Genomic DNA, 19,511 nt, shown 5'->3' on the forward strand with positions numbered 1-19,511 from the left:
GCTTTTGTGTCAGAGAACAAGGCTTATCGGTAGTAGCAAGGGGCCGAGGCTACCTGATTAATGACTGATAGTAGTTATCCTGTGGTTCTTGCTCAAAGTGCACGTTCCGCAGGAACGTGTGTAGAGAACCGAAGTTTCGTTCCCCAGCTAGGCACCGGGCTTGCTCAAAATGAAGCTCAATGGTCTTGAAACTGTCTTCCATGATGTTCATCGCTCGGGTGAAAACTCCGGCATCACCCCAGTCAGAAATGATTCTGCGCTTCTCCAAGTCCGTTCTTTTACTTTTGATTAATGGACTGTTGGCCAGGATCATGAGAAACGTTTTCGGACCTCCTTCCAAATCAGGGGCAAAGCCTTTTTTTTTGAAGTGGGGCGTGTGATTTATATCGCAGTAGTCATTGATGTAGCGGTAATAGACGGCAAGTTCCAGCATCAAGTCCTGCAATGCCAAATAAACTGCTACCGGCATCGGATTGAGGCTTTGGCATGAGTCCAGGATAAACATGAAAAAGCATCCGGTATTGGCTTGTGCAATAAAACGATATTGATCCAGCGTCGGTAGGCTGTCGCCTGCACTCAACTGCGTGTCGAGGTGCTGACCGATGTGCAACGCCTCGAGACTTCCCAGGGCTGCGTGAATAAGATTCGGATCCCCCAAAGCGTTCAACTTTTGCAGGCCTTCAATGTAGCCATACATACCGGATACCAGTGCGCTGGCGATACCGAATTTCACCCAGACGGACGGGGCACCACGACGTGTAGGGTCTTCGTCAATGATGTCATCGTGTACCAGAGACGCCGTGTTGAAGAGCTCGACAATCTGGCAAAGCGTTTGCGCATGCATCGGCGCCAATTGGTAAATGTCCGCAAGCGCGAGCGTCAGTGCTGTCCTGACTTTCATGCCGGCGTGCTGTTCTTGATAGTTAAAGGCCAACGTCCAGAGTTCTCTGGCTTGCGCGTAGGTTGAGCTGGTTGATTGCAACATTGCAGAAGACTCTTTGGGCGGGTTGCCAACAGCGTACTTCTGGCAAGGGCGGGTTATACGGGAGTGACAGTTGAAACGTAGCGTATTTTTTGTGGCGATTCATGCTCAAGTAAAAACTGATTGGTTATCGACTGTAGAATTTTCAGATATATCCAGATGTGGTCTGAAGAGAGGTTGAGTGCCGAACTTGTCACTTGCTCAAATTTGTCTAGTTTTAGAATGAAGTTTTAACCCCACATGCAAAGTGAAGCCTGGTCCGACGTATCGTCCAGTCTTGAAGGGCGACGGTGACGAGAATGGAAGAGCTGATTCTTGTAGATGAATACGATCGGGAAACCGGAACTGCCGAAAAAATGCAGGTTCACCGCGACGGACTTTTGCATCGCGCCTTCTCCATCTTCATTTTCGATTTGAAAGGCCGACTGCTCCTGCAAAAACGGGCGCTGGGCAAATATCACTCTCAAGGATTATGGACTAATACGTGTTGTGGTCATCCTCGAGCCGGCGAACCGATCCTTGCGGCAGCCAGACGACGATTGTTCGAAGAAATGGGACTGGACTGCCCAGCGCTGATCGAGGTCGAGGCCTTCGTTTATCGGACACCGGTTTCGAACGGTTTGATCGAGAACGAGTATGACCACGTCTTTGTCGGGCTCAGTCGAGTGGATCCCAAGGTGAATTCCGATGAAGCGATGGATTGGAGATGGTCAAGTCTGCATGCGGTTTTTGGTGAAATCAGGCGAGATGCGGCACAGTTCACCGTCTGGCTGCAGTTAATTTTCAGGCAGCACGACATCTCGACCGTACGCGGGTGGTACAAGCAGCTTCGCGACCGTGACGCGTTTATCAAACAGCATCGAAAAGACTTCTCGCTTCCGCCTCGGCTGCAACGGCTTTCATTTGCGCTCAGCCCCCATGCCCAGGAAGCGGAACGGCACACTCGCCAATGGCTGATTCGACTGGGGCTGGAGGATGAGCCGCATGCGCAGTACCAGCACGATATCTACCAGTCAGGGTTGTATGCCGGTTATATGTGGCCTAATGCAGATAGTGAGGATCTTTTCGTACTTGCTCACCTTACCGGGTGGTTCAGTTGTCAGGATGACCTGGCCGATGAAGATTTAACCCATGCTCCCGAGTTGCTGGAACAGGCGATCCGCGAGGTGCATGAGCTGGCAAGCCGTGGTGGGCTCTCGTTTTTCAATGGGCTGGCAGGCGGTCTGGCGGACATCGTTCAACAGGCTGCAGTGCAAATGCCGCCACAGTGGCGACAACGAGTGCTTGAGCAATATGAAAGTTTTCTCTATCCCTGTCTGCGTGCTGCGATGCATCGTCTTGAAGGTTCGCAGCCGGCCGAGCAGGATTTTGAGAGTGTCTGGCGCAATGCTGGCGGGTTTCAGGTGTGTGTGGAGTTCAATTACTTCGTCGATCGTGTACACCTGCCATCTCGTATTTATTACAGCGACATCTGGCAGGCGCTACGCAGGCTGAGCTTGAACCTGATGAAGGCCGTCAATGACTTGCAGTCCTTCTCCAGCATGGAGAATCCCATGGAGGACGTGTACAACCTGCTGACGCACCTCATCCATCATCGACAATGTTCCCCAAGTGAAGCGGCTGGCGAGGTCCGCCATCGTATCGATGTCTGGGCGGGAGAGTTTTTCAAGCTGCAACGGCGCTTGCCGCGCGAGCTGGATCGGCTTGGGTGCGACGCCGTTTTGCACGAGCAGGTCTTGCACAGCGCCCGGACGCTCGAGGTGCAATGGCACGGAAATATTGCATGGCATCGGGCAGTGCCCCGTTACCGGGAAATCGTGTTCGCTGCGGGGGCATGACGCCCCCGGCAGGAATCGACAACGGCGGGTACAGACGATCAGTAGCGCTGATACTTGGAACCGAACTCGGGGCGGTTCTCGGCGACCAGTACGCTGCGGGCCGAACGTTCGCGCAGTTCCTGAAGGCGATCTGCACCACCCTCGGCGACGCGTTCACGCAGTTCCTGCAAACGGTCCGCACCGCCTTCAGCCACGCGTTCACGCAGTTCCTGCAAACGGTCCGCGCCACCTTCGGCAACGCGATCCTTCTGCAGGTTTTCCGAACCGTACTCGGCAACCAGTGGTTGGGAGCTGGCGGACGCCAGGTCGGCCATGGCCAGGCCGCCCAGCAGGCTGAGTGCGAGTACCAGGGATTTCGAGGACTTGAACATGGTGCTTCTCCTTGCGTTTGATGATGAGTGAACCAGTGCTTTCTGGTGGGTTCATTCAAACGCGAGGGTGTATCGCTGATATGTGGTGTTACGGCCCAAAAACACCGGTTACGTATCTGCGCGGCGAATTTATACAGAACGATACAAATCCGTCAGGATTCGGCGAGCATCTCCACGGCGAAGGAGAACACATAACCCTCGTTGCGCACGGTCTTGATGTAGGTCGGCTCGCGGGAGTCGTCCAGCAGCCGCTGACGCAGGCGGCTGACCAGCAAATCGATGGAGCGGTCGAACAGGTCGGCGTCGCGACCCTGAGTCAGATTGAGCAACTGGTCGCGGCTGAGCACCCGTTGCGGATGATCGAGAAACACCCGCAGCAAACGATACTCGGCGCCGCTGAGGGCGACCATGGTGTCGTCTTCATCGAGCAGATGTCGGGCGGTGGTGTCCAGGCGCCAGCGACCGAACGCGAGCAGCCGCCCGGTTTCGGTGATCAGCAGATTGGGCGGCAGCATTCGCGTGCGGCGCAGCACGGCGTTGATCCGCGCCAGCAGTTCGCGGGCGGCGAAGGGTTTGGTCAGGTAATCGTCGGCGCCCATTTCCAGGCCGAGGATGCGGTCTGTCTGGTCGTCGCGCGCGGTGAGCATCAGGATCGGGATCGCCTTGTGCTTGCCGGCGCGCAACTCGCGGCACAGCACCAACCCGTCATCGCCGGGGAGCATGATGTCGAGCACGATCAGGTCGACCGTGTTGGCTTCCAGAAAGCTGCGCATCTGCCGGCCATCGGCGACCACGGTGCTGCGCAGGCCGTTTTTTGTCAGGTAATTGCCGACCAGTTCGCGGATCTCGCGGTCATCGTCGACGATCAGGATGTGGTTGATGTGATCCATGGTTCACACTCTTTTTGTGGGAGCGGGCTTGCTCGCAAAAGCGGTTCGTCAGTCAACAAATATGCTGAATTCGATGGCCCCTTCGCGGGCAAACCCGCTCCCACAGTGTTATGGGATGGCCTGAAGAATGGGTCTTCAGGGTTAAGCATTGGCGGTGTCAGGACACCACGCGGTAGCACGGCACATACGCCGCGCCGCCCGGCAGTTTCATCCGGTGCTGGGCGACGAAGGCTTTGAGCAGCAGATCGAGCGGCTGCATGATCGCGGCGTCACCACGGATCTGGTACGGCCCGTGTTCCTCGATCAGACGAATGCCCTTGTCCTTGACGTTGCCGGCGACAATCCCGGAGAACGCGCGGCGCAGGTTGGCCGCCAGTTCATGAGGCGGCTGATCGCGGTGCAGCTTGAGGTTGGCCATGTTTTCGTGGGTCGGGTCGAACGGGCGCTGGAAGCCTTCGTCGATTTTCAGCAGCCAGTTGAAGTGGAACGCATCGTTGCGCTCGCGGCGGAACTGCTTCACCGCTTTGAGGCCCGCGGTCATCTGCCGCGCCACTTCGGCCGGGTCGTCGATGATGATTTCGTAGTGCTGTTTCGCCGCTTCGCCGAGGGTGGCGGTGACGAAGGCGTCCAGTTGTTCCAGGTACGGCGCGGCGTGTTTCGGCCCGGTCAAAATCACCGGGAACGGCAGCCCGGCGTTGTCCGGGTGCATCAGGATGCCCAGCAGGTACAGGAACTCTTCGGCAGTGCCGGCGCCGCCCGGGAAGATGATGATGCCGTGGCCGACGCGGACGAAGGCTTCCAGGCGTTTTTCGATGTCCGGCAGGATCACCAGTTCGTTGACGATCGGGTTCGGCGCTTCGGCGGCGATGATGCCCGGCTCGGTCAGACCGAGGTAACGGCCGCCGTGAATTCGCTGTTTGGCGTGGGCGATGGTCGCGCCTTTCATCGGGCCTTTCATCACGCCCGGGCCGCAGCCGGTGCAGATATCGAGGCTGCGCAGACCCAGTTCGTGGCCGACTTTTTTGGTGTATTTGTATTCTTCGGTGTTGATCGAGTGGCCGCCCCAGCACACGACGATTTTCGGCTCGACGCCCGGACGCAGGGTGCGCGCGTTGCGCAGCAGGTGGAAGACGTAGTCGCTGATGCCCTGGGAGGTGCTGAGGTCGATGCTCAAAGCGTCGAGTTCGTTCTCGGTGTAGACGATGTCGCGCAGGGCACTGAACAGCATTTCCCGGGTGCTGGCGATCATTTCGCCGTCGACGAAGGCGTCGGCCGGTGCGTTCAGCAGTTCCAGGCGCACGCCGCGATCCTGCTGGTGGATGCGGATTTCGAAGTCTTTGTAGGCTTCAAGGATGGTTTTTGCGTTATCGACATGGGCGCCAGTATTGAGGATTGCCAGGGCGCACTGGCGAAAGAGGGTGTAGGTGCTGCCGGTTCCGGCCTGGCTCAGTTGCTGAACTTCACGTTGGGAAAGGGTTTCGAGGCTGCCTTTCGGGCTGACCGAGGCATTGATTACGTGTCGTTGGGTCATGCAGTGATCCTTAAAACGATGTCATTGCCGGCATGGCCAATGGCATCCGAATAGTGTGTATCCATGAATGAAGATGGCACGATCTGCGTGGTATCGCCATGTCCCCGTTGGACTTTGAAAAGATGAAAAGGCGCTCCAGCATAGCTAAATCCGCCTCAGAGGCGATAATGCGCAGCCTCTTTTTAACTCAAGCCATGGAAGCCTGTCGCGATGTTCGAGATTCAACCGATCGATGCCATCACTTATCGCCAGCAGACCCGGCGCAGCACGCTGATCATCGCGTTGCTGTTTCTGGTGCTGGCGATGGCGTTTTCGACGGCGGCGGTGGCGCTGTTCGGCGAGCCGGGCGGGGATAATCTGCGGTTCAATGTTGGCGGGGTGTTTGGCGCATTTCTGCTGACGGCGGCGTTGCTGCGCGGGCGTTTCTGGAACCAGACCTGGATGGCTCCGGCAGTGTATGGCTGGCGGCTCAAGCGCAGCCTGATGAGCGTCACCAATGTGATGCATCAGGTGACGGCGGCGGTGGAGAAGGGTGATCCGGTGGCGATGAAGGTGCTGCGTTTCTATCACCTGGGGCTAACCCAGATGCATGAACTGGACGGTAACTCCAGCGATCACGCGCAATTGCACCGGGAAGTCGAAACACACAAGACGCGGATGGAGGCGCTCGGTCTGGACACCGATCAGACGCGCTTCGATCCGGCCTGGCTGGAAACCTTGAAAGCACGTTAAAACGGAATGCGCGCGGCGCGCCGCAGTTTCCAGCGGCGAATCAGGCGCCCGTAGACCAGCAGGTTGACCACCAGCACCACGCTGCCCAGCACCAACTGAATCTGCGGGGTCAGCCCCGCCGGGTAGATGATCGGCCAGATGTAATGTTCGATGAATCCGCCGGCGTATTCGGTCTGCCCGGCGGCGTGGCGCATCAGGTTTTCCCAATAGGTCAGCGGACAGGTCATGTGCAACACCTCGACCGCCACGCCCCAGGCCGCTGCTGGCAAATGCAGCCACATCAGCCGCGGCCACTTGAGCACCAGCAGTCCGCCGAACAGCACGAACAGAATGAACAGCAAATGAAACAGCACCAGCCCGTCGGCGGCTATTCGATACAGCATGTCGTCTCCCTGACGCGTGTGTGAATGGTTGCCATGTTACGCCCGTAAACGACTGACGGAAGGAAGGATTTGCGCCAACTGCGCAAGATTGTTCAAGCCATGAAAGGGCGTTTGCTGGCAGAGTCCGGGGCCTTGTCTCACGGTTGAAGCGTGTTATGTCTGACTCATTAATGCCGCGCAGTGCCTTCCTTCGCGGCGCCGCGGCGATCATGCCGTTATCCCTGGCGACCGCCCCTTGGGGGCTGCTGGCCGGCTCCATGGCGATCGAAGCCAATCTCACACCGCTGCAGGGGCAGGGCCTGTCGAGCATCGTGTTTGCCGGCGCTGCGCAATTGGTGGCGATCGGCATGCTCAAGGGCGGCGCCGGGATTTTCTCGATTCTGCTGACCACGCTGCTGCTGACCTCGCAGCATTTGCTTTACGGCATGAGCATGCGCCAGGTGATTTCGCCGTTGCCGGGGCGCTGGCGTATTGGCCTGGGCTTTTTGCTCACTGACGAGCTGTTCGCGCTGACCAGTCAGCACGATCGTCAGCAGTTCAATCGCTGGTACGCCTTGGGCGTCGGCCTGACGTTCTACATCGCCTGGAACCTTTTTACCCTGGCCGGCATTGTGCTCGGCAGCAGCATTCCGGGGCTTGAACACCTTGGGCTGGACTTCTCGATTGCCGCCACCTTCATCGCTCTGATCACACCGGTGGTGCGCAATGTGCCGACGGTGGTCTGCGTGGCGGTGTCGCTGTTTTGCTCGGTGTTGTTCAGTTATTGGCAATGGGGTTCGGCGCTGGTGCTGTCGGGGCTGGCCGGCATGACGGCCGGGTTCATCTGCAACAAGCTGTATCGGGAGCGCACATGATGGTCTGGGCAGTGATTTTCGGCATGGGGATTCTGGTGTTCCTCAATCGTTACGTGTTTCTCGAACCACGCTTGCCGGTACGGTTGAGCAGCAACGCGCGGCAATTTCTCGGTTTTGCCGTGCCGGGCATGTTGACCGCGATTTGCGGGCCGATTGTGTTCATGCCGGACAAACAACTGAATCTGCAGTGGGATAACCCTTATCTGCTGAGTTCGTTAGTGGCAATCGCACTGGTGATCTACACGCGCAACACGTTGCTCAGCATGCTATTGAGCATGGCGTTCTTCTTTCTATTGCGCTGGTGGCTTTAAGTTCTACGCTTAATGGATCAATTTCATGAGCGAGGTGAACATGGCAACCGAGCAGAAACGTCCTGAAGAAGATGACGAACCGAGCGAAGAAGAAATCGAGCGGGAGAAACACAAGGAGCAGACCTGGAAGCATGACGACAGCCGCGAGTTGTCCGAACGTGATCGGGAACCCCTGCTGAAACCCTGAACGCCACAACGAAAAGCCCCGCGATTGCGGGGCTTTTCGTTCATCAAAGATCGTCCAACTGCGTGAAATCTGGGTGGGAGGCCCGATAACCCAAGGTCTTGTCGATCCAGGCATTCAGCTCGTTGACCATCACCGGCGGGTGGCAGGGATAGCTTTCGAGGGTGGCGCGCAGGATGCGGTCGATATCGGGTACGTCACGCAGGTTTCGAGTCTTTATGTAGTGGCCGATAAAACAGTCGAGTTGAAAGCGTTCTGTCGGGGACAGATGAATACACTCCAGGCCTGTGACCTGTTTGATTGCAAAATCGTCGCGCAACTTAATTCTCTGCAAGGCTTGTAAGTTTGTGGGGGATTCCTGGTTTTGCTGACTCTTTGGTCAACTGGTATGCCAAAAGGAAATGCGGCGCGCATGCTATCCGTAGTGTTTGTAAATGTATGTATGACGGTTGAAATGTCAGACAGGCGGTTAGTTCAATCAAACGACTGTTTAGGTTGAATGTTTCGCGTTTGAAACACCGCGTGTAACAGGCAGGATTCGATTCGTGAGTTCCTGCTTTTGATAACGCACCGCGTCGACATTTATTTACGGTACGGCATCAATCAATTCCGCGCCCTGATTGCGGGAGTTGCCCACCGCTTTGCCGACTTTGTGCCATTGGAACGCTTCGCTGGGTTCGGCTTCGAACAACAGCATCTGCTCGGCACGCTCTGTGGGCGTGGCGGGATCGAGCCATTCCTGAACCCGGTCAGCGCGCAGCACAATCGGGCGCCGGTCATGCACATCGAGCAAGCCGCCTTCGCTGTTGGCGGTAATGATGACGAAGCCGTCGTCTTCCCGTGAAGGTTCGCCGGGTATCGGAAACTGGCCGATGGCGGCGCAGAAAACCGGCTGATGATCGGCCCGACGAATCAGCCACGGTTGTCGGCTCTTGTCGGGTGCATCGACCCACTCGAACCAGTTGTCGACCGGCACGATCAGTCGATGACGCCAGATCGCTCGAAAGAACGGCCCGTGGGCGACTTTTTCCAGCCGCGCGTTGATCGGTGCGGCGCGATCCCTGGCCCAGTGCGGGCGCCAGCCCCAGCGCAGATTGTTGGCGTATAGCCGTTGTTGGTGCTGATGAAGGATCGCCAGTGACGTGGTGGGCGCGGCGTTGTAATGCGCCAGCGGGGCGTCGCCGACGTGATTGATCAGCGGATCGGGAATACTCAGCACTGCGACGAAATCGTGGATACCCCGGTATTGCGACAGTCTTCCGCACATCGGCCGACCCTCCGGCGAACAGCTGCCTGAAGGTTTCAGCTTAGTTGCACGGTTCAATCCTTGCTGCCCTGGCCGGTGAACGCGTCGCGCCAGACCAGCCAGCGACGTTCCAGCACCGCAAGCAAACCGTCGCTGAGTTTGCCCAGCAGCGCCAGGACGATGATCGCGGCCAGCACGATGTCCGGCCGCGAAGTTTCGCGACCGTCGCTGAGCAGGTAACCCAGACCTTTGGTCGCGGCGATCAGTTCGGCCGCCACCAGAAACATCCACGACAGGCTCATGCCGCTGCGCAATCCCGTGAACAGGCCGGGCAGGGCGGCGGGCAACAGAATCCGTTGCACCAGTTGCAGCGGGCTGAAGCCGTAGATGTGCCCGACTTCCACCAGTTTGCGGTCGATGTTGCGGATCGCCGCTACCACGTTGACGTACACCGGGAAGAACGCGCCGATGGCGATCAGAACGATTTTCGAGGTCTCGTCGATCCCCAGCCATAGCAGCAACAGCGGCACCCAGGCCAGGCTGGGAATCGACCGCAGTGCGGCGAACGTCGGTTCCAGATAAGCCTCGGCTTCACGGCTCAGGCCGACCCACGCGGCAAACACCAGCGCCAGACTCGCGCCGATGGCGAACCCCAGCAGTACGCGAATCAGGCTGGCGCCGATGTGCTTCCACAAGGCGCCTTCGGCCAAATCGGTGAGGGTCAGGGCGATCTCGCTTGGCGCGGGCATCTGGTAGGACGGCAGCCAGCCGATGCGTACGATGAATTCGAGGGCGATCACGATCAGCAGTGGCAGGGCCAGGCCTTTAAGGCGCCGGCGCCAGAGCGGATTCAGCAGTGGGAGTTTTCGGCGTGGTGCCGGCACGGCGAGGCGGGCGGGCAAGTCGTTGCTCATGGACGGTTCTCCGCTCACGACAAATCCGCGACGGACGCGGACTTGTCATGGGCCTGATCGGTTACTGGGCGGCGGCGACTTGATGGAAACCGGTGTCGATCAATTGATCGATGACCTGATCGACATTCACCCCACGGCGCACCAGTTCTTCGGAGACCAGAATCGGCGCGGCGGCTTTCGAGGCCAGCACGTCCCTGGCGGTCAGCTGCGGGCTGCTCAGGTCGGTGCGCGACAATTGCAGTTTGGCCACGTCCAGCGGCAGGCCGGATTCGCTGGCGAGCAATTTGGCCAATTCGTCGGGGTTCTTCACCGACCACTCGCGGGCCTGCTCATAGGCCTTGATCACGGTGTCGATGGTTTGCGGGTGTTGCTTGGCGTATTGCTCGGTGACGCTGACCACGCCGTAGCTGTTGAAGTCGCGATTGCGGTACAGCAGGCGCGAACCGGCCTGCACCTGACTGGCGGCCATGTGCGGATCGAGGCCGGCCCAGGCGTCGACATCGCCTTTCTCCAGCGCGGTGCGGCCGTCCGGGTGCTGCAGGTGTACCAGTTCCACGTCGTCCTTTTTCAGCCCGGCCTGTTGCAGGGTGCGCAGGGTGAACAGGTACGGGTCGGTGCCTTTGGTGGCGGCGATTTTTTTGCCCTTGAGGTCGGCGACGGACTGGATCGGCGAGTCCTTGCGCACCACCAGCGCGGTCCACTCGGCGCGGCTATAGACGTAGACCGATTTGATCGGGCTGCCATTGGCACGGCTGAGCACGGCGGCGAGGCTGGCCGACGAGGCGAAATCCACGCCGCCGCTCTTAAGGTATTCCAGCGAGCGGTTGCTGCCCTGGCTCAGCACCCAGCTGACTTTGCTCTGAGGCAAGGCTTTTTCCAGGTAGCCCAGATGTTTCAGCGCCAGGCTGACCGGCGAGTAATAGGCGTAATCCAGATGCACTTCAGCGGGCGGCGCTTCGGCAGCGTGGGCCAGAGGTTGCAGACTCAGGGCTACTGCGCAGGCCGCGAGCAGCGTTTTGACGCGGGAAAACGGAAAGAAGGGTTTCATGGGCACGCTCCGGCAAGGCAACAGATTCTTATGTCCAAAAAGATATTTTTATCGAATGCTTCCTGCATGAATGGAATATTGCAGGCTCTGTGCCATGTACGTTTTGTCCCGTATTTACGGGGGTTGACGCTGGTTTTGCAGGTTTGAAGTGTTGCAGGGAAAACACTCTGACGAGCCACTGTTGCTCGGCCAACAGTGCGGCGGGAAGGTGCTGAGCTTATGCGCTAATCGAATTTCAAATCTGATTTGTAAGAGCGTTATGGTCTATAAAAATCCCTTCTGCAGGACTCGCCATGAAGCTCTCACGTTTCCTACGCGCCGTGTTGACCGGCGCACTGTTTGCCACGCCATTGACCTACGCTGCCGAACCCTTGGTCCTGCACGTCGGCGACCAGAATTACTACAACATCCGCGCTTCGATAGAAGCGTCCGGCGTGTTGAAGGACGCGCCTTACACGGTTGACTGGAAACACTTCCAGGCTGCCGCGCCGTTGGCCGAAGCGTTGCAGACCGGGTCGCTGGATCTGGGTTTCCTGGGGGATTCGGGGTTTCTGTTTCTGGCCGCCAAACAGGCGCCGGTGAAACTGATTGGTGTGTCACGACAGAACCCGGACACTATCGCGCTGTTGGTGCCCAAGGATTCTCCGGTGAAAACTATCGAGGACCTGAAGGGCAAAAAAGTCGCTTACTGGCCGGGTGCCTGGAGTCAGCAACTGACCTTGCGGGCACTGGAGCAGGGCGGTTTGCCGGAAAATTACGTCGACTTCGTCAAACTGATGCCGATCGATGCGGCGGCCGCGCTACCGCAAGGCAGCATCGACGCGTTCCCGGTGTGGGAGCCGTACATTTCCCAGCAGATCGTGTTCTCCGGCGCCCGGCCGATTCTCACGGCGAAAAACCTGATGCCGGGCTTGAGCGCCATCGCCGCGTCTGCGCCGTCTATCGACAGCAAGCGCGAAGCGATCGCCGATTTCCTCGGACGTTTGAAGCAGGCCAGGGCCTGGGTCGACAGCCACACCGACGAGTACGCCGACCTGTGGGCGAAGAAGGCCAACCTCGATCAACAGGTTTCGCGGCACTGGTTGCGCCAGGCGCACATGACGGTCGGCCCGGTGGATCAGCAGGCCGCCGCCGATTTGCAAAGCACGGCCGACTTCCTGTTCAAGGTCAAGGCGCTGCCGGCTCCGCTGGCCACGGCCGGTATCATCGACAGCTCGTTTCAACAGGCGCTGGCGCGCTGAGCGAGCGCCGGAACCAAACCCTGTGTATCTTTATCCAACCTCGGCCCATCTCAATGGGTCGCAGGGAGGCAGCAGCGGCGAAGGAGTTTTGCCAATCGACAACATGACCGCAACGGTCGGGCTCAAGGCAAAACATGACACAGTGGTTCAAGCTTTTCTGTGCGATGGCGGTAGCCGTCGGGTTGGCCGGATGCATCGCCGCTCCCATCGAAATGACCGCGCAGACCGAAGCCCGGCTCAAGACTCAGGCGCCTGTGCGCTTTCTATTGACCTTCGATGACGGCCCCAGCGCTTCCAGTCTTTTCAATCCTACCGACACCGTGCTCGACAGCCTCAAGGACAACCCGCTGCAACCGGGGATCAAAGCGGTGTTTTTCGTCCAGACCCGCGCACCCCGAGCGGGCAACAGCGAGATCGGTCGGCGAGTCATGCGCCGCGAGTATGACGAAGGGCACATTCTGGGCTTTCACACCGCCACCCATTGGCACACCAATCATCGATTGCTCGATCCCCAAGAACTCGAAACCTCGCTGACCAACGGTTCGGCGGACATCGCGGCAATCACTGGCGCGCCGCCGACGTTATTGCGTCCGCCATTCTGGAACTACGACAAGCGCACCTTCGCCGCCTATCAGCAGCACCATATGCAGGTGTTGCTGACCGACCTGAGCGCCAACGACGGCAAGATCTGGGGCTTCAACGCCAGCCCCCGGCGGCGGGCGAACATGCTGCGACAACTGTCGGAAGTCCGCGAACGGATTGCTCTTGGCGACTTGCCAACGGTGGACGGAGTGATTCCGGTGGTGGTGACCTTCCATGACCTCAACCGCTACACCGCCCGCCACACCCGCGAGTATCTGCAGATTCTGCTCGACAGTGCCGCCGCCACCGGCGTGCGACTGGCAGGCAAACCGTTCTATGACGATCGCGCGGCGCTGGAAAAAGCTGCGCTGGCGCGCACGGTGCGCGAGTCGTCGAAACCGGTGAATCTGCCGGGAATATGGAACTGGATCTGGGATCATGACGCCCATTGAGAGCCGCGATTTGAAGTTGTGAAGCGGTTGGCAATTTTTACACTGTGCGGCAGGGGCGGGGCAGTGAAAGCTCATCTATGCTCATCGGGTCGCCCGAGCCAACGCCTGTGAGGCGTGCCCCCATGATTGCCATTGCCGACATTTGCCGCATCGTCGAATCCGGCTTTTCGCCGTTGTATTGCGACTGCACCGAAACGGCGCAAGGCCTCTTGCAGATCAAGGTTTACGAACCCGACAGCGGGCGTGTCGAGTTGCTGCTCAATGGTGTTTCTCCTGAACATCTGGTCACTATTCGTGACATCTCCAATTTCATCGGTGAATTGCGCACGGAAATGAGCGCCGGACGCCGAGCGTTTGCCGGCTGAGAGTCAAAGGCGTCGTTGAAAGGCGCGGACGATGCTCAGCGTGGCGTCACTGACGTTCAGATTCTGCACCGCATCGAGCGGGTGCCAGAGGCAGTCGACGATTTCATTCAGCGGGCGAACCTGCTCGATGTTCAGCACCGACGCCTCGTAGACGTGGTGGCGGGTGCTGCCGTTCTGCAACTCCATCAGATAAAGCATGTCATCGCTGTCCAGGCCGGTCTCTTCCTTGAGTTCTCGGGCGGCGGCTTGCGCGCGGGTCTCTCCCGGTTCGACGGTGCCCCCCGGAAGCGTCCAGCGGCATCTGGGTTTGCGCACCAGGAGAATGTGTCGATCCTGCTCGCAGATGACGGTTGCTCGTACTTTCATGTGTTACCCGATTGCCGTTTGTCATAAATCTGTCATGAATTAGCAATATTTGGGCCGCTGCCGGTTTAGAGCGTCTGAGTGCCTGGCCAGGCTAAAAGTGCCGGAGACTTGACGCTGCTGCGGTGCGACGTCCGGTCGGCACGACTGCGCGTTGCGGGTGTAAGGTGCAAAAGTTCGTTAGAAGACAGGAGGTGCCTATGAGCATGGCGATGCTGAACAAAATGCACATGAATGGCTACGACGTACTCAGCGTGAACAACGGCCCGTGGCGGGTCTGCACGCAGGGTGACCGGCTCGCTTCGTTTGCCAGTCGCGAGGAAGCGCTGGCGTACGCCGCCGCACTGCCGGGCTATAAAGGTCGTACGCGCGGTCGCAAGTCAGGCTGACGACCTGTGAAGAGAAAGCCCCGGTTGTCCGGGGCTTTTTGCTGTGCGCAGCGTCAGGTTCAGTGGACTTTGGTTCGGCTGATGGCGCGGGCTTTCACTTCCCGGGCATACAGTTGCAGGCGCTCTTCATCGCTTTGCAGCACCTCGCAGGATCTGAGTACCGCCTGGGCGTCCGCCTCGTTGCCCGACTGGCGCAATTGCTCGGCAATGCGCTTGAGGTCCACCGCCGACCATCTCAGGTCCGATGCCACGCTTTGCAGGTCACGTTGAAGTTCGTGTTCGTATTCATTGAGCCGCATGATCACCTCCGGAACATTCTCGGTAAAACAGAGTAGCCGCATTTTTTGGGAGTGGGGCAAGGTCATCTGTCGGTGAGCTGATTGTTCCGGTTTACGAGGAATACAGGCAGAGCGCTACGATGGATGTCCGAACAGTTACAAGGTACATTCGCGTTTTTTCAGATGAAGGAATCACCATGCGGATGTTGATCGGGGGGATGCTGTTGGTGGCATTGGCCGGTTGTTCGTTGCCCGCGTCACTGGTGCCGGGCGAGCCGAATGTCAGCAAGACCAGCGACAAGACTCCCAAGGACTACGCCGCGTGTGTATTGCCGCTCTGGCAGCAGGACGTTGCCAAGACGTCCCAGACAGCAATTTCCAATGGCTACCGGATCACTGCACCGAGCATCGTCACCGCCGACGAGATTCTCGATGTGGTCAAGTACAAGGACGGCAGCCGTGTCTCCCTTTACCAAGGGCCACCGTGGGCGAAGTCCGGATCGTTGCGCAAAGCGGTACGCGACTGCTTGTAAGGTCAAAAATGAGATAGCAGAAACCGCTGATCGGTTTCTGCTTTTTTTTGCCTGCTGATCGAGTTCAGTCCGAGATGTCGGTGACAGCCAGCCGAAATACGTGACCTGCCTCGACTTCGGCGCCTGGGGCGCGGTGTACACCGAAGGCTGGGGTCGCCAGGTAAAACTGGTCAGGGAGGAGGGCAAGTCGCTCAAGACCCAGATCAACACCCAGTGGATCTACCCGCCGGCGGCTGACCGTGCCAGCGCGCTGGCAGCTGCGGATCCGATGATCCCTGTCGTCGCGTAAAACGGCGTGTCACAGAAAATCTCGCCCGGTTGATGCCGGGCGGGATTTTTTTGTTCAGATTCCGCAAACCCCTCCGGCAAGGACCACTCGACCGAACTCGGCGTTGGCCTCCTGAGGTGTGATGGCGAGCAGTTGATCGAGGCGAATTTCCTGTTGCGCGCCTTGTTGCTCGATCACCAGAAATTCTTCTTTTTCACTGCTGGTCCGCGTGGTCACGGCCCGGGCCATCAGACGCTGACCGTCGACCAGCTCGATGTCCAGCTGATAGCCGCGCAGGCAGGCGATTTCCAGGTAGTCGTGCAGATCGCAGTTCAACGGCTGATAACGGGTCATGGCGTTACTCCTCGAAACCTTGGGCGATGATGAAACGATCCGGCTCGTGCATCAACCTTCATGCGGCGGTGTTGATGGCGGCAGGGGACGGCGCGGATCAGATTCTGCAGGATGCGTAATGCGCGGTGACAGATGATCGCGAGCGTTTCTCCCGTGTGCACTAGGCTTTGAATGCCGGACCATTACAGGCCGGCATTGCTGTTTTGGGAGGAGTGTTTTTTGATTCAAGGAGCGACCGATCATGGATGATCTGGTGAAAGAAGTGATTCCGTTGTTGCAGTACCTGATCCCGGGGTTTGTCTCGACCTGGATTTTCTACACGCTGACGGCCTTCAAGCGACCGGATACGTTCGGCCAGATTGTGCAGGCGCTGATTTTCACGTTTGTGATTCACGGGATGGTGCTGGGGGTTGGAGCGGTTTGTGTGTGGGTGGGGGAGAAGGGGTTTTCTGTAGGGAGATGGGATGCGAAAGCTGAAACGTGCTGGGCATTTTCTGCGTCCTTGCTGCTGGGATTGATGGCTTGTTGTCTGGCAACTAATGGCAAATTGCATAGGTGGTTGCGCAGCAGAAACGTAACGAAACAATCTTCCTATCCCAGTGAATGGTTCTGCGCTTTCGCTCAATATGACCGATTCATCACCCTTCATCTGGAGGATGAAAGGCGCGTCCTAGGCTGGCCAGTCGAGTGGCCACCGGAGTCGAACACCGGGCAGTTCTTGATGAGGTTTCCACGCTGGCTCAACGAAGATGGCAAATTGGATCCTATTGGCGCCGAATTTTTACTGATAGATTCCGCGAAGGTTAAATGGGTTGAATTCAGCCCGGCATCAGAGGGTTCATCATGACCGCCAGAGCACCGCAACCAATGCCAGAACATCTGGAGCGACTTTTCGTAGGGCCCGACGGGAAGCTGTTGGAGAAACCATTGATCACGGGCCCAAAGGCACCCCCACCGCTGAAGTACCCCCCGTCACCGCAAGCCCGCTACTAACCCCATCCATCCTTCACCGCCCGGCGAATGCCCTCCAGCAACATCGCAAACGCCGGGTTGTCGTTGTTCTCCCGCCAGATCAGATGCAGCTCGCTCTGCACCCCTTCGCCCAGATCGATCTCGCGAAACACCACATTCCTGAACACCACACTGGTCGCGCAACGCGGCACCAGCGCCAGGCCAATGCCTGCGTTGACCAGCGCCAGAATCGTCAAGGAAGAACCCAGCCACTGCACATAATCCGGGGCGACCCGGGCCGAGCGCAGCATGCCGGTGAGCAATTCGTTGAACGGCGGATAGGCCGCGTGGGAATACATCAGGAACGGCTGCCCATCCAGGTCCTTCACTGAAACTTCGTCGGCCTCGGCCAGTCGATGGCCGCTCGGCACCGCCAGCACAAACGGCTCGCGCACCAGGCATTCGGTGGCGTAACCCGGCTCCAGCAACGGCGCGCGGACGATCCCCAGGTCAATGCGTCGAGCGCGCAGGGCTTCGTGTTGCTGGTAGGTGTTCATTTCAGTCAGGTCGATCTTCACCTGCGGCTGCTTGAGGCGCGCCTCGGCGATGACCTTGGGCAGGAATTCATAAACCGCGCTGCCAACAAAACTGATGTTCACCGAACCGATATCGCCCTCGGCAAAACGCCGGGCGGTGACGGCGGCTTGCTGGGCGCGCTCGAGCAGGTTCTGCGCCTCGATGAAGAATGCGCGGCCGGCAGCGGTGAGCGCCACACTGCGCGTGCTGCGGGTAAACAGTTCGACGCCCAGGTGATGTTCCAGCAACTGGATCTGCCGGCTCAATGGTGGCTGCGTCATGTTCAACCGCTCGGCAGCGCGGCGGAAGTTTAGTTCGGTGGCGACGGTGGTGAAGCAGCGCAATTGGGTCAGTTCGAACATTGATCTAATCCAGGTATCAATCGAATGCCAAGTTAGATTAGACGGGATCAATCACCCCGTCCATGATCGCTCTACGCCTGAACAGGCCATCCCTACAAAAACAAAGATCGGGAGTCGCCCCTTGAAAACCCTCCAGAGTCCGCCGGACATCACGGTACTCGCCCGCGCCGCCGCCAAGGTCAAGCGCCATGTGCTGCCGTTGTTCGTGGTGATGTTCATCGTCAACTACATCGACCGGGTCAACATCGGTTTTGTGCGCAGTCATCTGGAAACCGATCTGGGTATCGGCGCTGCTGCCTATGGCCTTGGTGCCGGTCTGTTTTTCATCGGTTACGCCTTGTTTGAAGTGCCGTCCAACATGCTTCTTCAGCGCTATGGCGCCCGCGCCTGGCTGACGCGGATCATGTTCACCTGGGGCGCAGCGGCGATGGCCATGGCGTTCGTCAAAGGCGAAACCAGTTTCTACGTGCTGCGCTTCATCCTTGGCGCTGCCGAGGCCGGGTTCTTCCCGGGGATCATTTATTACTTCACCCAATGGCTGCCGGCCTCTGAGCGCGGCAAGACCATGGCGGTGTTTCTCAGCGGCTCGGCAATCGCTTCGGTAATTTCCGGTCCGGTGTCCGGTGCGCTGTTGCACATCAGCGGTCTGGGCATGCACGGCTGGCAGTGGATGTTCCTGATCGAAGGTGCCGCATCGGTAGTGCTCTGCGGGTTCGTCTGGTTCTGGCTGCAATCCCATCCGCGCCAGGCCAAGTGGCTGAGCGAGGAGGAGCGCGAGGCGCTGGTGGCGGCAATCGCCGAAGAACAGCGTGCTCGGGAAGCGACCCACGTTGCCAAACCATCGATGTTCAAACTGTTGGCGGACCGGCAAATCGCGCTGTTCTGCTTCATCTACTTCTCCATCGCCCTGACCATCTACGGCGCCACTTTCTGGCTGCCGAGCATGATCAAGAAGATGGGCAATCTCGGCGACTTCCAGGTCGGGTTGCTCAACTCCGTGCCGTGGATCATTTCCATCGTCGCGATGTACGGCTTTGCGGCGCTGGCCGGCAAGTGGAAATTCCAGCAGGCGTGGGTCGCGCTGACCCTGGTGATCGCCGCGTTCGGCATGTTCATGTCCACCACCGGCGGGCCGATTTTCGCCTTCGTCGCGATCTGTTTTGCGGCCATCGGTTTCAAGGCGGCTTCGGCACTGTTCTGGCCGATTCCGCAAAGCTACCTGGATGCGCGCATCGCGGCGGCGGTGATCGCGCTGATCAACTCCATCGGCAATCTGGGTGGCTTCGTTGCGCCGACCGCGTTCGGTTTCCTGGAACAGACCACCGGCTCCATAGAAGGCGGCCTGTATGGCCTGGCCGCAACTTCGCTGGTGGCAGCAGTGGTGATCTTCTTTGCCCGCATGGCGCCCGGCGCCAAAGGCAAAACCCCGGCAAAGCCTGAACCCGAAACCGCCGTCGCGCCGACGGCCAATCCGGTGGCGAGCCACTGATTCCGACTCAACAGGAGCGTCATT

At 58.7% G+C, this 19,511-nt stretch carries 25 protein-coding genes and 1 pseudogene; 13 read left to right on the plus strand and 13 right to left on the minus strand.

Annotation, left to right across the window (positions count from 1 at the left end):
• Positions 1-49: 49 nt before the first annotated feature.
• Entirely contained in the window at positions 50-985 is a 936-nt protein-coding gene (locus CAF76_RS22030; RefSeq protein ID WP_085648387.1) for a polyprenyl synthetase family protein, read from the minus strand.
• Positions 986-1,281: 296 nt separating this feature from the next.
• Here CAF76_RS22030 and idi point away from each other — a divergent pair, with 296 nt between their 5' ends.
• Positions 1,282-2,820: an isopentenyl-diphosphate Delta-isomerase gene (gene idi, locus CAF76_RS28890; protein ID WP_256579646.1), complete on the plus strand. Its 1,539-nt coding sequence runs from the start codon at positions 1,282-1,284 to the stop codon at positions 2,818-2,820.
• A gap of 38 nt (positions 2,821-2,858) precedes the next feature.
• On the opposite strand, the gene CAF76_RS22045 is transcribed toward idi, so the two are convergent.
• The 3 genes from CAF76_RS22045 to ppnN form a co-directional block, all read right to left on the minus strand.
• On the minus strand, positions 2,859-3,191 hold the full coding sequence (locus CAF76_RS22045; RefSeq protein WP_085648388.1) for a hypothetical protein: 333 nt from the start codon (positions 3,189-3,191) through the stop codon (positions 2,859-2,861).
• A 152-nt stretch (positions 3,192-3,343) separates the two neighbouring features.
• The gene (locus CAF76_RS22050) at positions 3,344-4,081 is read right to left on the minus strand and encodes a response regulator (RefSeq protein WP_039766999.1); all 738 of its coding nucleotides are present in this window, start codon (positions 4,079-4,081) and stop codon (positions 3,344-3,346) included.
• Between the two features lie 157 nt (positions 4,082-4,238).
• Complete coding sequence (gene ppnN / locus CAF76_RS22055) at positions 4,239-5,612, minus strand: nucleotide 5'-monophosphate nucleosidase PpnN (RefSeq protein ID WP_064597381.1); 1,374 nt, start codon at positions 5,610-5,612, stop codon at positions 4,239-4,241.
• A gap of 210 nt (positions 5,613-5,822) precedes the next feature.
• On the opposite strand from ppnN, the gene CAF76_RS22060 reads away from it, so the two are divergent.
• Entirely contained in the window at positions 5,823-6,344 is a 522-nt protein-coding gene (locus tag CAF76_RS22060; protein WP_085648389.1) for a DUF3087 domain-containing protein, read from the plus strand.
• Here the strand turns inward: CAF76_RS22060 and CAF76_RS22065 are convergent.
• Positions 6,341-6,727, minus strand: coding sequence for a DUF2784 domain-containing protein (locus tag CAF76_RS22065; protein ID WP_085648390.1), 387 nt, complete (start codon positions 6,725-6,727; stop codon positions 6,341-6,343). The genes CAF76_RS22060 and CAF76_RS22065 overlap by 4 nt on opposite strands.
• Positions 6,728-6,882: 155 nt before the next feature.
• Between CAF76_RS22065 and CAF76_RS22070 the strand changes: the two genes are divergently transcribed.
• The 3 genes from CAF76_RS22070 to CAF76_RS28660 are packed head-to-tail and all read left to right on the plus strand — an operon-like array spanning position 6,883 to position 8,079.
• Positions 6,883-7,581: an AzlC family ABC transporter permease gene (locus CAF76_RS22070; protein ID WP_085648391.1), complete on the plus strand. Its 699-nt coding sequence runs from the start codon at positions 6,883-6,885 to the stop codon at positions 7,579-7,581.
• Positions 7,581-7,892, plus strand: coding sequence for an AzlD domain-containing protein (locus CAF76_RS22075; protein WP_176472272.1), 312 nt, complete (start codon positions 7,581-7,583; stop codon positions 7,890-7,892). The genes CAF76_RS22070 and CAF76_RS22075 overlap by 1 nt, the downstream gene beginning before the upstream one ends.
• A 25-nt stretch (positions 7,893-7,917) precedes the next feature.
• Positions 7,918-8,079, plus strand: coding sequence for a hypothetical protein (locus CAF76_RS28660; RefSeq protein WP_158090459.1), 162 nt, complete (start codon positions 7,918-7,920; stop codon positions 8,077-8,079).
• Positions 8,080-8,122: 43 nt separating this feature from the next.
• On the opposite strand, the gene CAF76_RS22080 is transcribed toward CAF76_RS28660, so the two are convergent.
• The 4 genes from CAF76_RS22080 to CAF76_RS22095 all read right to left on the minus strand — a co-directional run bounded on the left by CAF76_RS22080 (position 8,123) and on the right by CAF76_RS22095 (position 11,284).
• Positions 8,123-8,395 carry a hypothetical protein gene (locus CAF76_RS22080; RefSeq protein WP_085648465.1) on the minus strand — a complete coding sequence of 91 codons (273 nt, stop codon included), beginning with the start codon at positions 8,393-8,395 and terminating at the stop codon, positions 8,123-8,125.
• Positions 8,396-8,662: 267 nt separating this feature from the next.
• Positions 8,663-9,343 (minus strand): SOS response-associated peptidase, encoded by a 681-nt coding sequence (locus tag CAF76_RS22085; protein ID WP_085648392.1) that lies wholly within the window; start codon positions 9,341-9,343, stop codon positions 8,663-8,665.
• A 53-nt stretch (positions 9,344-9,396) separates the two neighbouring features.
• On the minus strand, positions 9,397-10,236 hold the full coding sequence (locus tag CAF76_RS22090) for an ABC transporter permease (protein ID WP_085648393.1): 840 nt from the start codon (positions 10,234-10,236) through the stop codon (positions 9,397-9,399).
• A gap of 61 nt (positions 10,237-10,297) precedes the next feature.
• The gene (locus tag CAF76_RS22095; protein WP_085648394.1) at positions 10,298-11,284 is read right to left on the minus strand and encodes an aliphatic sulfonate ABC transporter substrate-binding protein; all 987 of its coding nucleotides are present in this window, start codon (positions 11,282-11,284) and stop codon (positions 10,298-10,300) included.
• Between the two features lie 293 nt (positions 11,285-11,577).
• Here CAF76_RS22095 and CAF76_RS22100 point away from each other — a divergent pair, with 293 nt between their 5' ends.
• From CAF76_RS22100 to CAF76_RS22110, 3 genes are all read left to right on the plus strand, one after another.
• Complete coding sequence (locus tag CAF76_RS22100; protein WP_085648395.1) at positions 11,578-12,525, plus strand: ABC transporter substrate-binding protein; 948 nt, start codon at positions 11,578-11,580, stop codon at positions 12,523-12,525.
• 134 nt (positions 12,526-12,659) lie between these two features.
• Positions 12,660-13,559, plus strand: a complete 900-nt coding sequence (locus CAF76_RS22105) for a polysaccharide deacetylase family protein (protein WP_085648396.1) — start codon at positions 12,660-12,662, stop codon at positions 13,557-13,559.
• 122 nt (positions 13,560-13,681) lie between these two features.
• Entirely contained in the window at positions 13,682-13,924 is a 243-nt protein-coding gene (locus CAF76_RS22110; protein WP_011334667.1) for a DUF1652 domain-containing protein, read from the plus strand.
• A 3-nt stretch (positions 13,925-13,927) separates the two neighbouring features.
• On the opposite strand, the gene CAF76_RS22115 is transcribed toward CAF76_RS22110, so the two are convergent.
• The gene (locus CAF76_RS22115) at positions 13,928-14,290 is read right to left on the minus strand and encodes an NUDIX hydrolase (protein ID WP_039766972.1); all 363 of its coding nucleotides are present in this window, start codon (positions 14,288-14,290) and stop codon (positions 13,928-13,930) included.
• 197 nt (positions 14,291-14,487) lie between these two features.
• On the opposite strand from CAF76_RS22115, the gene CAF76_RS22120 reads away from it, so the two are divergent.
• Positions 14,488-14,676, plus strand: coding sequence for a hypothetical protein (locus CAF76_RS22120; RefSeq protein ID WP_064597356.1), 189 nt, complete (start codon positions 14,488-14,490; stop codon positions 14,674-14,676).
• A 59-nt stretch (positions 14,677-14,735) separates the two neighbouring features.
• Here CAF76_RS22120 and CAF76_RS22125 read toward each other — a convergent pair whose 3' ends face one another.
• Positions 14,736-14,975 (minus strand): hypothetical protein, encoded by a 240-nt coding sequence (locus tag CAF76_RS22125; protein ID WP_007950501.1) that lies wholly within the window; start codon positions 14,973-14,975, stop codon positions 14,736-14,738.
• A 176-nt stretch (positions 14,976-15,151) separates the two neighbouring features.
• Between CAF76_RS22125 and CAF76_RS22130 the strand changes: the two genes are divergently transcribed.
• Together CAF76_RS22130 and CAF76_RS22135 are read left to right on the plus strand one after the other, a co-directional pair.
• Positions 15,152-15,487 carry a hypothetical protein gene (locus tag CAF76_RS22130; RefSeq protein ID WP_064597355.1) on the plus strand — a complete coding sequence of 112 codons (336 nt, stop codon included), beginning with the start codon at positions 15,152-15,154 and terminating at the stop codon, positions 15,485-15,487.
• 85 nt (positions 15,488-15,572) lie between these two features.
• Positions 15,573-15,776 (plus strand): annotated as a pseudogene (locus CAF76_RS22135) (NAD(P)/FAD-dependent oxidoreductase); the annotation flags it as partial.
• A 54-nt stretch (positions 15,777-15,830) separates the two neighbouring features.
• Here the strand turns inward: CAF76_RS22135 and CAF76_RS22140 are convergent.
• Complete coding sequence (locus tag CAF76_RS22140) at positions 15,831-16,109, minus strand: Rho-binding antiterminator (protein ID WP_085648397.1); 279 nt, start codon at positions 16,107-16,109, stop codon at positions 15,831-15,833.
• 241 nt (positions 16,110-16,350) lie between these two features.
• On the opposite strand from CAF76_RS22140, the gene CAF76_RS22145 reads away from it, so the two are divergent.
• The gene (locus CAF76_RS22145) at positions 16,351-16,956 is read left to right on the plus strand and encodes a DUF6338 family protein (protein WP_085648398.1); all 606 of its coding nucleotides are present in this window, start codon (positions 16,351-16,353) and stop codon (positions 16,954-16,956) included.
• 142 nt (positions 16,957-17,098) lie between these two features.
• Here CAF76_RS22145 and CAF76_RS22150 read toward each other — a convergent pair whose 3' ends face one another.
• The gene (locus tag CAF76_RS22150; protein WP_085648399.1) at positions 17,099-17,998 is read right to left on the minus strand and encodes a LysR substrate-binding domain-containing protein; all 900 of its coding nucleotides are present in this window, start codon (positions 17,996-17,998) and stop codon (positions 17,099-17,101) included.
• A gap of 121 nt (positions 17,999-18,119) precedes the next feature.
• Here CAF76_RS22150 and CAF76_RS22155 point away from each other — a divergent pair, with 121 nt between their 5' ends.
• On the plus strand, positions 18,120-19,487 hold the full coding sequence (locus CAF76_RS22155; protein ID WP_064597345.1) for an MFS transporter: 1,368 nt from the start codon (positions 18,120-18,122) through the stop codon (positions 19,485-19,487).
• The last annotated feature ends 24 nt before the right edge of the window (positions 19,488-19,511 follow it).

The sequence above is a fragment of the Pseudomonas sp. B40(2017) genome (genome assembly GCF_002112855.1).
GTDB lineage: Bacteria > Pseudomonadota > Gammaproteobacteria > Pseudomonadales > Pseudomonadaceae > Aquipseudomonas > Aquipseudomonas pharyngis.

What these genes read in the sequence shown, in the direction of transcription:
- CAF76_RS22070 (WP_085648391.1), top strand. Translation starts at nt 6,883, where the DNA reads ATGTCTGACTCATTAATGCCGCGCAGTGCCTTCCTTCGCGGCGCCGCG.
- CAF76_RS22075 (WP_176472272.1), top strand. Translation starts at nt 7,581, where the DNA reads ATGGTCTGGGCAGTGATTTTCGGCATGGGGATTCTGGTGTTCCTCAAT.
- ppnN (WP_064597381.1), bottom strand. Translation starts at nt 5,612, where the DNA reads ATGACCCAACGACACGTAATCAATGCCTCGGTCAGCCCGAAAGGCAGC.
- CAF76_RS22125 (WP_007950501.1), bottom strand. Translation starts at nt 14,975, where the DNA reads ATGCGGCTCAATGAATACGAACACGAACTTCAACGTGACCTGCAAAGC.
- CAF76_RS22085 (WP_085648392.1), bottom strand. Translation starts at nt 9,343, where the DNA reads ATGTGCGGAAGACTGTCGCAATACCGGGGTATCCACGATTTCGTCGCA.
- CAF76_RS22090 (WP_085648393.1), bottom strand. Translation starts at nt 10,236, where the DNA reads ATGAGCAACGACTTGCCCGCCCGCCTCGCCGTGCCGGCACCACGCCGA.
- CAF76_RS22060 (WP_085648389.1), top strand. Translation starts at nt 5,823, where the DNA reads ATGTTCGAGATTCAACCGATCGATGCCATCACTTATCGCCAGCAGACC.
- CAF76_RS22130 (WP_064597355.1), top strand. Translation starts at nt 15,152, where the DNA reads ATGCGGATGTTGATCGGGGGGATGCTGTTGGTGGCATTGGCCGGTTGT.
- CAF76_RS22065 (WP_085648390.1), bottom strand. Translation starts at nt 6,727, where the DNA reads ATGCTGTATCGAATAGCCGCCGACGGGCTGGTGCTGTTTCATTTGCTG.
- CAF76_RS22095 (WP_085648394.1), bottom strand. Translation starts at nt 11,284, where the DNA reads ATGAAACCCTTCTTTCCGTTTTCCCGCGTCAAAACGCTGCTCGCGGCC.
- CAF76_RS28660 (WP_158090459.1), top strand. Translation starts at nt 7,918, where the DNA reads ATGAGCGAGGTGAACATGGCAACCGAGCAGAAACGTCCTGAAGAAGAT.
- CAF76_RS22145 (WP_085648398.1), top strand. Translation starts at nt 16,351, where the DNA reads ATGGATGATCTGGTGAAAGAAGTGATTCCGTTGTTGCAGTACCTGATC.
- CAF76_RS22045 (WP_085648388.1), bottom strand. Translation starts at nt 3,191, where the DNA reads ATGTTCAAGTCCTCGAAATCCCTGGTACTCGCACTCAGCCTGCTGGGC.
- CAF76_RS22050 (WP_039766999.1), bottom strand. Translation starts at nt 4,081, where the DNA reads ATGGATCACATCAACCACATCCTGATCGTCGACGATGACCGCGAGATC.
- CAF76_RS22120 (WP_064597356.1), top strand. Translation starts at nt 14,488, where the DNA reads ATGAGCATGGCGATGCTGAACAAAATGCACATGAATGGCTACGACGTA.
- CAF76_RS22030 (WP_085648387.1), bottom strand. Translation starts at nt 985, where the DNA reads ATGTTGCAATCAACCAGCTCAACCTACGCGCAAGCCAGAGAACTCTGG.
- CAF76_RS22110 (WP_011334667.1), top strand. Translation starts at nt 13,682, where the DNA reads ATGATTGCCATTGCCGACATTTGCCGCATCGTCGAATCCGGCTTTTCG.
- CAF76_RS22115 (WP_039766972.1), bottom strand. Translation starts at nt 14,290, where the DNA reads ATGAAAGTACGAGCAACCGTCATCTGCGAGCAGGATCGACACATTCTC.
- CAF76_RS22140 (WP_085648397.1), bottom strand. Translation starts at nt 16,109, where the DNA reads ATGACCCGTTATCAGCCGTTGAACTGCGATCTGCACGACTACCTGGAA.
- idi (WP_256579646.1), top strand. Translation starts at nt 1,282, where the DNA reads ATGGAAGAGCTGATTCTTGTAGATGAATACGATCGGGAAACCGGAACT.
- CAF76_RS22100 (WP_085648395.1), top strand. Translation starts at nt 11,578, where the DNA reads ATGAAGCTCTCACGTTTCCTACGCGCCGTGTTGACCGGCGCACTGTTT.
- CAF76_RS22150 (WP_085648399.1), bottom strand. Translation starts at nt 17,998, where the DNA reads ATGTTCGAACTGACCCAATTGCGCTGCTTCACCACCGTCGCCACCGAA.
- CAF76_RS22105 (WP_085648396.1), top strand. Translation starts at nt 12,660, where the DNA reads ATGACACAGTGGTTCAAGCTTTTCTGTGCGATGGCGGTAGCCGTCGGG.